General features: G+C 41.1%; 13 protein-coding genes and 1 pseudogene. 4 read left to right on the top strand and 10 right to left on the bottom strand.

What is annotated here, in order from left to right; translation table 11 throughout:
* The 4 genes and pseudogenes from EWV66_RS23090 to EWV66_RS23075 all read right to left on the bottom strand — a co-directional run.
* Positions 1-338, bottom strand: a 338-nt coding sequence (locus tag EWV66_RS23090) for a hypothetical protein (RefSeq protein WP_287107939.1), incomplete at its 3' end; no start/stop codon positions are given.
* Between the two features lie 68 nt (positions 339-406).
* Positions 407-727 carry a coiled-coil domain-containing protein gene (locus tag EWV66_RS23085; RefSeq protein WP_287116050.1) on the bottom strand — a complete coding sequence of 107 codons (321 nt, stop codon included), beginning with the start codon at positions 725-727 and terminating at the stop codon, positions 407-409.
* 30 nt (positions 728-757) lie between these two features.
* Positions 758-1,002 (bottom strand): annotated as a pseudogene (locus EWV66_RS23080) (DUF4164 domain-containing protein).
* A gap of 274 nt (positions 1,003-1,276) precedes the next feature.
* Positions 1,277-3,241, bottom strand: a complete 1,965-nt coding sequence (locus EWV66_RS23075; RefSeq protein ID WP_287107940.1) for a M48 family metalloprotease — start codon at positions 3,239-3,241, stop codon at positions 1,277-1,279.
* An 80-nt stretch (positions 3,242-3,321) separates the two neighbouring features.
* Between EWV66_RS23075 and EWV66_RS23070 the strand changes: the two genes are divergently transcribed.
* On the top strand, positions 3,322-3,456 hold the full coding sequence (locus EWV66_RS23070; protein WP_287116049.1) for a hypothetical protein: 135 nt from the start codon (positions 3,322-3,324) through the stop codon (positions 3,454-3,456).
* 6 nt (positions 3,457-3,462) lie between these two features.
* Here EWV66_RS23070 and EWV66_RS23065 read toward each other — a convergent pair whose 3' ends face one another.
* Together EWV66_RS23065 and acsF are read right to left on the bottom strand one after the other, a co-directional pair.
* The gene (locus tag EWV66_RS23065; protein WP_287108394.1) at positions 3,463-3,594 is read right to left on the bottom strand and encodes a hypothetical protein; all 132 of its coding nucleotides are present in this window, start codon (positions 3,592-3,594) and stop codon (positions 3,463-3,465) included.
* Positions 3,563-4,621, bottom strand: coding sequence for a magnesium-protoporphyrin IX monomethyl ester (oxidative) cyclase (gene acsF / locus EWV66_RS23060; protein ID WP_052278081.1), 1,059 nt, complete (start codon positions 4,619-4,621; stop codon positions 3,563-3,565). The genes EWV66_RS23065 and acsF overlap by 32 nt, the downstream gene beginning before the upstream one ends.
* A gap of 189 nt (positions 4,622-4,810) precedes the next feature.
* On the opposite strand from acsF, the gene rpmF reads away from it, so the two are divergent.
* Both rpmF and EWV66_RS23050 read left to right on the top strand, forming a co-directional pair.
* Positions 4,811-4,993, top strand: a complete 183-nt coding sequence (rpmF, locus tag EWV66_RS23055; protein ID WP_004161392.1) for a 50S ribosomal protein L32 — start codon at positions 4,811-4,813, stop codon at positions 4,991-4,993.
* Between the two features lie 88 nt (positions 4,994-5,081).
* On the top strand, positions 5,082-5,681 hold the full coding sequence (locus tag EWV66_RS23050) for a sulfite oxidase-like oxidoreductase (protein ID WP_287108397.1): 600 nt from the start codon (positions 5,082-5,084) through the stop codon (positions 5,679-5,681).
* A gap of 116 nt (positions 5,682-5,797) precedes the next feature.
* Here the strand turns inward: EWV66_RS23050 and EWV66_RS23045 are convergent, their stop codons facing one another.
* From EWV66_RS23045 to EWV66_RS23030, 4 genes are all read right to left on the bottom strand, one after another.
* The gene (locus EWV66_RS23045) at positions 5,798-7,264 is read right to left on the bottom strand and encodes a tetratricopeptide repeat protein (protein WP_287108398.1); all 1,467 of its coding nucleotides are present in this window, start codon (positions 7,262-7,264) and stop codon (positions 5,798-5,800) included.
* 351 nt (positions 7,265-7,615) lie between these two features.
* On the bottom strand, positions 7,616-8,911 hold the full coding sequence (locus tag EWV66_RS23040) for a P-loop NTPase fold protein (RefSeq protein WP_287108399.1): 1,296 nt from the start codon (positions 8,909-8,911) through the stop codon (positions 7,616-7,618).
* A 250-nt stretch (positions 8,912-9,161) separates the two neighbouring features.
* Positions 9,162-9,413 carry a BolA family protein gene (locus tag EWV66_RS23035; RefSeq protein ID WP_002755721.1) on the bottom strand — a complete coding sequence of 84 codons (252 nt, stop codon included), beginning with the start codon at positions 9,411-9,413 and terminating at the stop codon, positions 9,162-9,164.
* Positions 9,414-9,484: 71 nt separating this feature from the next.
* Positions 9,485-10,132 carry a hypothetical protein gene (locus EWV66_RS23030; protein WP_072927391.1) on the bottom strand — a complete coding sequence of 216 codons (648 nt, stop codon included), beginning with the start codon at positions 10,130-10,132 and terminating at the stop codon, positions 9,485-9,487.
* 230 nt (positions 10,133-10,362) lie between these two features.
* Between EWV66_RS23030 and EWV66_RS23025 the strand changes: the two genes are divergently transcribed.
* Entirely contained in the window at positions 10,363-10,917 is a 555-nt protein-coding gene (locus tag EWV66_RS23025; RefSeq protein ID WP_287108403.1) for a Uma2 family endonuclease, read from the top strand.
* Positions 10,918-11,020 lie beyond the last annotated feature (103 nt).

Genomic DNA, 11,020 nt, shown 5'->3' with positions numbered 1-11,020 from the left:
GCGGCACTCATGGCACCGATAAGGATAGGGACAATCAGACCTCGAAAACCCTGTAGGTCAGAAATAGCCTTAACTAGAGTGTATTGCTCATTTTCTACTTTTTCTAGTCTTTTATCCATCCCTTCGACTTTCTCGGTTAGTTTAGCTTGTCCTACCTTTAAATCATTCACATCTTCTTGCAAGGTATCGATTTTCTGATTGACATCTTTTTGCAAGGTGTCCATTTTCTGATTGACATCTTTTTGCAAGGTGTCCATTTTCTGATTGACTTCCTTGATGCTGTCTTTAATTTCCTTAAGGATCGATTCTAGGGAATAGGTGACAGTTTCGTTGGACATTTGCTGGACTACTAGGGTTATCAATAGTTTTGAAAGTGGGAGACTTGGCTAAGATAAAATTGGGAATTTTAGGGATTATTGGTAAATAGCGAGCGCAAACTGACGGTAATTAAAGAACCACCCAAGAGGGTAATTAATGCCCAAATTTGATTTTTTTGAGTGCCTTTCATGTCTCTAACCTGTTCTTTTAAGTCTTTAACTTCGCTTTTGATTTCTGCTTGCGCTATTTTTATCTCGGTGACATCTTTTTGTAAAGTATCAATTTTCTGATTGACTTCTTTTTGCAAGGTATCGATTTTCTGGTTGACATCCTTGATGCTGTCTTTAATTTCCTTAAGGATCGATTCTAGGGAATAGGTGTTTTTCGAGCAGCTATTTATTATGATCATAAGGGAAGTAACCATTTCTAGGAGCCAGTTCTAGGGATTGGGGAAAAAACCAAAAAGTTTAGCAGCACCTCCCAAGACAGCAACCACCAACCACCAACCACCAAAGCTATCAGAATCCCCCGGTTGGTAAATTCCTGATAACCAACCCGTGCCGTTAATCCCTCGATTTTCTCGTCTAATACTTTAATATCGCCTTTTAACTCGGCCTTGAGTTCGGCCTGTCCGATTTCTAATTTTGTGAGACGTTCATCGATTTTGTCGATTTTACTCTCAATTCTGGTTAGGACAGCTTCTAGGGAATAGGTAACGGTTGTGGGTGGGTGGAATTAAATATAAGATGAACGTAGGTTGGGTTGAAGCATGAAACCCAACGCCTGCATGGGTTACGCTACCGCTAACCCATCCTACAAATAATTTTGCCTCCCTACTTATCAATAGTTTTCGGGGTGTGAGACTGGAGGATTTTAGGGATTGGCGCTCAAAAATTGGCTACTATTCCAGCAAGTACCTAAAACTAGAAAAGGGATGAAGTGGCAGTTTTTCCCATTCTTAAAATGTGACTGCGATAATTAAACCGGAGACTAATAAGCAAAAACCGCTAACCAAAGACCAAAAACGGGGATAACCCCGAATATTTCCGCCAGAGTGAGTTATTTGACTCCATTCGAGACGAGGAGATAAATCGCGACGAAACCAACCGAGAATCTGTACTGATGTATTATTTATTGCTGCCATGGGGGGGTTAGTAGTCCTGATTTTATGCCAAAAACCAAAACGATAGTTAGGAGCGAGGGGAATTATGCCAGTGCTATCTTTAAGAAAGAAATTCTTTCCTTGAGCAATTAACTCACCGCGGAGTCGGACGGGGATAGCTGGGAGGGGATGACTGTAAGGATTATCGGTTAAAGAAAAAATATCGCTGAAACTAGCATTTTTGAGACGAGGATAACTAGCTAATCGATTGATAATTATACCCAAACCCCCAGCGACTAAAATTAGCCCCAATGCAGCCCAAGAGCTAAATTTCAGACCAAGAAACCCAGCGATGACAACCCCAATAATAAAGCCTAGTCCCCAACCATAATATAAACATAGTCGCAGAAAAAAGTTTTGATAGAGTTTCTTGCGATCTAATTCTATTTCTTGCCGTAATATTTCCCCCAGACTAAATTCTATATCTAAATCCATCTGTCCGGCATAGTTGGCTAAAGCGCCAATCCTTTTACCAGTCAGGGGATGATTAGATTGCCACTCTAACCATTTTGCCCAAGGGTTATATATATCCCAGAGAAAACTCTGTCCGATCCGGCGGGATTCCAATGCGATACCATAAACGTTACCGGCAATGATCCCATCCTGCTCCTGGGCAATATTTAATACATTTATACTTAATGACAGGGGACTGGATTGGGCAGTTTCTTGGACTAAACCAAAGGCAATTTTTACTAAAGCACGGGCCAAAGCATTGGGATTACCAGTAACTTGGGCAGCAAAATGATCGGCGAAGTATTCTCTAGTACGAGACAGATAAAGACTGCAAAAAACAATAATTTGCCTAAAAATGGTGATAATTGATGAGAGAAGGCCTAGAAAAACTGTGTCTTGAAAATTATTATCTTGATTTTGGGCAAAAGAATCGAGATAACAGCTTAAATGAGCGAAACTAGCACAGATAGTCATCAGGGCAAAGTCTCCCTGCCAAATATGCCCTAATTCATGAGCATATACCGTCGCTACTTCCTCATCGTCGAGATAGGTAAATAAACCTCTGCTAACTACTAAGCGAGCATTACCCCGTCGAGAGCCATAGGTAAAAGCGAGGGGCTGTCCGTCTTCGATAATGCCTAGTTTTGGCGGTTTTAACCCTTTTTCTCGGCATACACGCCCAATTACCGCCGCCGATTCGGGGCTATCCCGTTTAATTTCCGCTAAGGACACCCAACGCACTCGATAAAGACGTTTTTGTGTCCAATCAATTAGATTCGGGGCGATAAAAAGGATGAGTCCGCCTAAGAAACCGGTCAAGAGCAAGGCAATAATTACACCCGTCCCCGCAGGGATGAGCAGCAAACGGGTAATTACAAAAAAAAGACCAAATGCTATAGCATAAAAAGCCGTAATTGTCAATAGTTTAGCAAAAATAAGTCTATTTTCGGGGATAGTCCGGGATAACCGGACGCTTACCTGTGCAGATCGTGCTGCCTTGGGCAGCGATCGAGATTTGACCCTATTAGTGGTAATACCGATGGTTTTTTGTTCAGCACCAAAGATTGTCAGTAATCGTTTGGCCCACTGACTAACTTCCTGATCAAGATGATTTTCTAGTTCCAGAGCTAAGGCGATCGCTTGTTGCCGTTGATTATTGCTGCGATAGGCCCGAGCAAGGGCCATTTTAGCTTGAACATATAAGGGAGAATAAAAATTAGCTGACTGTTGACAATATTCTTCCAGTAATTCTACAGCCTTTGCGTAATCCTTTAGCCGCAGACATTTTAATCCTTCTTCCAGTGACATAGATATACCTTAGCTGTTTATCTATCTTTATAGATACCCAGAATCGCAGCAAAGATTAAAGGAGTTGGGGAAGTGGGGGTGTGGGGAAGTGGGGAAGTGGGGAAGTGGGGTGTGGGGAAGTGGGGAAGTGGGGAAGTGGGGAAGTGGGGAAGTGGGGAAGTGGGGAAGTGGGGTGTGGGGTGTGGGGTGTGGGGTGTGGGGTGTGGGGAGAATAAATAAAACTAATCTCCTATCTCCTGTCTCGGAGTCTCGGAGTCTCGGAGTCTCGGAGTCTCCCGATAACTGATAACTGATAACTGATAACTGATAACTGATAACTGATTAAAGTACCATTTCTCTGGTGGCTTCTGCATCTATGGGTTTAATCAGATACAATCGCAATAGCTCCCCGACGATACCTAACTGTAAGGGTAACTTCCGCAATGTTTTTAGCCATTGGGGAGCGATGCTTTCATCGATCGCTTTTAATTGTAAATTACGTTCGGCACAACGGTTTAAACGGGGGAAAAATTGGGGATGGTCCACATTTAAAATGGTGGGAAAAGCGCGAGCGGAGGTATTATTAGTCTGACGAATTACTTCTTGGTCAAAAGCGATCGCATCCATTCCCAAGGCATCATAAAAGTCCGAGCGTTCCCGTACAGTTAAACTATGGGTAGCAAAGACGGAAAGCAGGAAAAAACGGCTCCATAATCTCGATCGCCAATTATTCCACAATTGCGGTTTAGCGCGCAGCAAGGTTTTAAAGATATCTCCGTGGCGATTTTCGTCTTGACACCAACTCTCGAAGTAATTAAAAAGAGGATTAAATTTATACTGGGGATGTTCTTCTAAATGACGATAAATGAGAATATACCGCCAATAACCGATTTTTTCGGAGAGATAGACCGTATATAACACCCATTCAAGGGGGAAAAAGGTGTAAGTCCGGGTTTTAGTAATTTTGGCTAAATCGAGGGAAATATTAAAGTCAGCCATGGCTTTATTGAGAAATCCTGCATGGCGCGCCTCATCTCTAGCCATAAGATGAAATATCTCCCCTAACAAGGGATTACGGCTTTTTAGTTGTCGTGACAGTTCCTTAAATAACAAAAAGCCAGAAAATTCGGAGATACAGGAGCGTTCTAGGTAATCTATAAAGGCATTTCTCGTTTTTTCATCGAGATTATCTTGATAGTTCTCAAATCCTTGCTGACGTTCAAAGTGATGCCGGTTGTAATCGGTCCGCATCTCCTCTAACATCGCTTTGATTTCGGTTTCTTGCAAAGAAAGGTCAAAATTAGCGGCAGCCTCAAAATCGGTGGTATAAAAACGCGGGGTGAGGATAGTTTCGCGCAGAACAGCTTTTTTCTGGGAGGGGGGTTCGACGGTAGTGACCATGATGGAAATTACTTGACTACATAGCTATATAGGATTTTAAACATAAATAGGTAAGCCAATGATAATTATTAAGTTTTATCAATATTTTGGGCAGTAGTGAGCAAGGGAATCAGACAAGTGAGCGAGCCGATTAGGGAAATAGGGAGTAGAATAGAAAGGTTGTGAGTCTATAACTATCGTTAAAATACTATGGCTTGTCCCAAGAAGAAAACCTCAAATGCCAAGCGCGACCAACGGAGAGCGCACTGGAGAAAGCAAGCGGAGCGGGAAGCGCAAAAAGCCTTATCTTTGGGTAAATCTGTTCTTTCTGGTCGTTCTAACAGCTTTGTCTATCCCACTAAAGAGGAAGAAGAAGGGGAAGACGAGGAATAACTTGATGGTGGGGAGTGAGGTAGAGAAAACCTTTTCGCTCCCTCATATTTTAAGATTTGTTTAGGGTTTTCGTTGTGAGTCTCAAACAATGTTAGGCAAATTCTTTAAAAAACCAGAATCTCCCGATCAAGACCGAGTTCCCCCGGGCCAATATCTCGCTAGTGGTTTTCCTGTGCTTACCTACGGAGATACTCCCCAAATCAAGACCGAGGAATGGTTATTCAAGGTTTGGGGAAAGGTGGCCACGACTAAAATTTTTAACTGGTCGGATTTTATGGCCCTACCGCAGTGGGAATTTACCAAGGATTTTCACTGTGTCACCCGTTGGTCAAAATTAGATGTGACTTGGACGGGAGTTAAGGTATTGGATTTGATGACCTTAATTGACCTGCTGCCGGAAGCTACCCACGTCATGCAACACTGTTATGGCGGTTATACCACTAACCTGACCCTAGAGGAGTTCCTGCACGAGGATAATTTTTTCGCTTTTCAATTGTTTGGTCAACCTTTACCCCCCGACCACGGGGGTCCGCTGCGTTTAGTTGTTCCCCATCTCTACGCTTGGAAAAGTTCTAAATGGATTAATGGCTTAGAATTTCTCGATCGAGAGCAATCGGGTTTCTGGGAACGTAATGGCTACCATCGACGAGGTGATCCCTGGTTAGAGGAACGTTATAGCGGTTTTTAATCAGTTTTGGCTTAAAATCGGGTGAGATAAGCAATCAAGTCCAGTAAGTCATAGCATTAAAACAAGCAAAAGTCAAGGGGTAAGCAACAAATTTTTACTCGATCGCGACTGGGTAATTATAATTGCCGAATTGCCTGATCACAATATTGAACATATCCTGCTAACCCCAATGCTTGAAATAATTTCCGCGCTTGAAGATATGCTTCTTTCGCTTCCGATATACGATCGAGTTTATAGTAGGTAAACCCCAGATTAAACAGAGTCTTTGGTTCTCCTATGATATACTCCATTTCCTGAAAGATTTCTAAGGACTTTTGATAAAACTCGATCGCTTTTTGGTCTTCTCCTAGGGAACCGTAAACATTCCCCAAACCTAGATAGGAATAAGCTTCTCCTGTTATATCAGAGATTTCCCGTTTGATTGCTAAGGATTGTTGATGAAACTCGATCGCTTTTTGGTATTCTGCTAGGTAATTGTAAATATTGCCCAAATTATTGTAACAATACGCTACTCCCCTTATATCATCAATTTCCTGAAAGATTGCTAAGGACTGTTGATAAAAATCGATCGCTTTTTGGTATTCTCCTAGGGAATGATAAGCATTGCCTAAATTATTGCAAGAATCTGCTTCTCTCCAGCGATCTCCGATTCTCTGAAAGATTGCTAAGGACTGTTGATAAAACTCGATCGCTTTTTGGTCTTCTCCTAGGGAATAGTAAATACCTGCTAATGAGTCGAGACTCGCAACTAAATCAAGTTCTAGATTTAACTCTTTTTGTAAATTGATCGCCTTTTGATAATACTCGATCGCAAGCTGTTGTTCCTGACGATAATCTACCAATGGCGATCGATATAATAAACGAAGGTTATAAATCTTAGCTAAACTGGCATATAAACTCGCTAGTCTTGGCTCTTTTTTGCCTTTATTTACCTCGATTTGCTCGATTAGTTCTAACAAGTCTTCTTTAGAGATTGAAGGAATATCTTTATCTATAGTAATTTCATCAAAAGATTGTAAAATTGGTAAAAATTCCTGAGAAGGTAAAAAGTTACTTGGAGGAGAAATAAAGCGAAAAACTCCTTTTCTCCAACTCCAAAAATCGGGGGACTTTTTGCGTAAATTTACTTCCACTGTGTTTGTTACCCAAAGAACAATGGAATAGGGAAATTCTCGCAATCCTTCCCTTGTCCATTGCAGATAACCAAAAAATTTATCTAGTTCCGATTTTTCCTGTTGCCATTCGGTCGCAACGCGCTCGCTACGCGAGATCGAGTGTAATTTTTCCACTCCTGTGGTTGTGATCACGGCGTTTTTGCTTTGTAATAACTCTGGTTTTCTGGAGACTAAACTAGCAATTGCTGCTCTTAAACTCGGTTCTTTTTGATCTAAATCAATCCGATAACAAGGGATTACTGGTTCTAATTCTTTGCTATAGCGATCAATGATTTCTTCTCGCAATTTTTCCTGATCACACACACAAATCAATATATTTAATCTCTCTTGATTTGCCTCTAGAGAGACGATTAAACCTTCGTATTCTCTTTCATTTTGGTCAATAATTGAAGATGTTTCATTATTCATAATAAGTGGATAAATGTTAAAAACTGTCAGATACCCCCATTAGGTAGGGTTGATTCATGAATCAACCCTAGGATCAAGGAGTGATCCGCACCCCCCTTATCAAGGGGGGACTAAGGGGGGATCAAGGGGTGATCCGCACCCCCCTTATCAAGGGGGGACTAAGGGGGGATCCTCACCCCCCTTATCAAGGGGGGATCAAGGTAGGGTTGATTCATGAATCAACCCTACGGATCAAGGAGTGATCCGCACCCCCCTTATCAGGGGGGATCCCCCCGCCTATCGGCACCCCCCTTATCAAGGGGGGCAGGGGGGATCCATCTTCAATTTAATTATAACTACTTACTTATCCCATTAAATTGTTCCTCTTTTTTTCATTAACTCAGCCACAATCGGATGCACGTTATACCAGAGATCGCCATTGCGGTATTCCAAAATATATAAACCATGCAACAGATCTAGAAAATTTTGATCCTTGAGATCCTTCGGTTTTGACTTTTCATAAACAGTTTTAATAATTTCCTCATCTGCTGTACCGATACTTTCAGCAAAATCGAGACTAAGTTCTGTGATTGATTGTTCTAAAACAGCTTGATCAATTTTTAGGGTATTATCATCAGGATAACGACGAACCGATCGCAAACAAACCCGACAGCAATCATTAGTAATGCGAATTAATTCTCGTAATACTCCCCCACTATAAAGACAAATTTTTTCAAGGGTGTCAGGATCGATTAAAGCGGGATCGATGCGCTTAGTGATAATCTCGGTTAAAGTAGCAATCATTTGCGGATCGGGTATAGCATTAGGTGAATTAATTTCTCCCTGTTTAAAGAGTTTATATACAGGCATTTGTACGATCTGATCATTAGTTTCTGTTTGGAGAGTTGCCTTTAAAGCTACCTCTCTTAAGGCGGCGATCGGAATAGTCATAATAATCCGAAAACCGGGCAACATAATCGCTTTAATATGGGATTGAAAAATATCCCTTACCTGTGCTAAGTCAATTTTATCAATGTCATCAACAATTACTAAGATTTTTTTCTGACTTTGGGACTCGATCGCACTAGCTATAATGTTAATTTGGGCAACTAAATCGGTAATTCTCCGCTCATACTTTTGTTTGATTTCCTGACGAATAGTCGAATTAATCTTGAGAATTCCTTTAATGTGAGCTAGTAAAGAAGAAAAGTTAAAACCCGTTTCGACAGTGGCATCTGCTTGATTGGTTTCGGTGCGGATTTGTTCGGCAAACCATTGATAAAAGCTTTTTTTAATAGAATCTTTAATAGTTAAATTTTGGGCTTCCGCTTCTGACATCATCTGAACGGCGATCGAGAATAAAATATTAACATGATTTACGTCTGACATTTCGATCGAGTCTGAGATCGAGAAGAAAACAACAAAATAGCGATCATCTAACTTTCTTTTAAATTCGTAGAGTAGGGTTGACTTACCACAACCCCGATGTCCTGCTAGAATAATTTTTCCGTCTTCCGAAGGACTATCTTCTACCAATTGTTCTAATTCGTCGATAATTTCTGTGCCGTATTTGACAGCAAAACGCTGTAATTCTTTATCCGATCGCAGGGGTAAAAGTTCCAAATTGCGATAGGCTTCTCGAAAGGGTTCCAGTAAAGGACTAACCATGAGTAATTAAATTAGACTGTGTGTTGTGAAGATAATTAGCCACAAAGAAAACCAGAAAAAAACTAACTGATAACTGATAAGTAGTTATAATTAAATTGAAGATGGATCCCCCCTGCCCCCCTTGATAAGGGGGGTGCCGATCCCCCCTTAATCCCCCCTTAATAAGGGGGGTGCCGATCCCCCCTTAATCCCCCCTTAATAAGGGGGGTGTCTGACAACTTTTAACACCTACCTACTTAACTGATAACTGTTATTTTTCTGCTGCCCAACTGTCGGGAGTGTAGGTTTTTAATGCCAAAGCATGGATGGCTTCGGTAGCCAGTGCCGATTGTAAAGCGCCATAAACCATTTGATGCTGTTTAACGCGGGTTTTGCCAGCAAATTCGCCAGAAATAACCACCGCTTCCAAATGATCACCACCTCCCGTTAAATCCCGAACCATCACCTGTGCATCGGGGATTTGTTCTTGAATCATCGCTTCTACTTGGCGAAAGTCAACCATCGTAACTCCTCAAAACAATTAAAGATACTCTGATCCCATTGTTACCGAAAGCTCGTCAATGGGGACAAAATTTACTGCTGTGGGGGGGAGTTGTTAGGAGTTGCCGATGTGGGAGTCGGTGCGGAGATGGGTGTGCTGACAAATCCCATCTCGTAGAGTTGTTGATAGCTTTTTTGTCCTAATTCACTGGTGGGGTTTTGGGATTGAATCACCTGAATTAACAAAGGAACCGCCAATTCTGGCTGATTTTGCGCTCTATGAACCAAAGCAAGCTTATAGGTGGCTTCATCCCGCATTTGTCCCGTGTTTAAAGCACTTTGACGCTGAGAATCGAATACTTTTGGGTCAATTCCTGAGAAACTATTAGCTAATTGCAGATGATAGTTAGATAGTTGGTTAAAAATCCGGCGCGCTTGATTGAGTTTGTCCACAGCGACATCGTATTTAGCGGCATTAATAGCGGTGTTCGCTTCTTCCACTAAACGTTGTCCCCCCTGGAGACTCAGGACACTATCAGCTTGATTTAAGGGTTTTAATTCGTTAGGATCGCTGGCAGGAGTGTTAGAGTCGGGGGTTTGTGCTTGTCCGTTAGGTGCGAGCGCAATCACTAAACCGATCGCCAGACTGAACAGATAAATTAAACTATAAGGCTGTTTTCGCTTAACCATAAAATTTCTCGACTTAATGTTCCTGAGGGGAACGGCTATTTTTTTTGACATCGACAACTGACCTATAGTAGCTTTTTTGGGGCAGTTTCGATCCTACCCCAGCTTTCTAGACGTTAGATCTAGCGGTTTTGTCACCATAGCAACCGCTGTTTTTTCCCGAAGAATCAGTACAAGTACCCAAAAAGTTAGTTTATCTCCCCGATTCATGGTTTAAACACCGATAAGTCACCCCTTGGCAAGCTGTCCAGATAGAATAAAGAGAAAGTAGGAGTTTAGTTAAAATGTCTTTATCGCTGATTACCCGTAAGTTTACGGTGGAAGAATACGAAAAAATGGCAACCGAGGGAATAATCAAACCCGATGAAAAAGTGGAATTAATTCGAGGAGAAATTATCAAAATGTCACCGATGGGAACCCTTCATGCTTCTAGTGTAGATAGATTAATACAATTATTCTATCAAAAGTTAGGACAGAAAATTATTCTCAGGGTGCAAAATCCGATTAGATTAAATAATAATTCTCAACCAGAACCAGATTTAAGTTTACTAATACCTCGATCAGATTTTTATGTTGCTGCCCATCCTTGTCCTCAAGATATATATTTAATTATTGAAGTTTCCGATTCTATCCTCGATTATGATCGCTATACTAAAATCCCTCTTTATGCGGAAGCAAATATTAAAGAGGTTTGGATCGTTAATCTCAAGGAAGAATGTTTAGAAGTTTATTGCTATCCTCTGCATGATAGTTATCAGGATATTCAGAAATATTATCGAGGTGAAAGTATTTTTATTGAATCCCTTCCAGAAATAGAATTCACTAGACCTCTTGCATAATTTTTTTATGGTATAATGGAGGGTTTTGCTTTTTTCTCAATTCTTAGATTGAAGTGGAAAAAAGAATAAAATGTGATCTTAGGTCAGGAAATCATCTATAATT

It is taken from the genome of Microcystis sp. M_OC_Ca_00000000_C217Col, from assembly GCF_007095585.1.
GTDB lineage: Bacteria > Cyanobacteriota > Cyanobacteriia > Cyanobacteriales > Microcystaceae > Microcystis > Microcystis panniformis.
The sequence above is the reverse complement of the archived record's forward strand: the minus strand, read 5'-3'. Positions and strand labels throughout refer to the sequence as shown.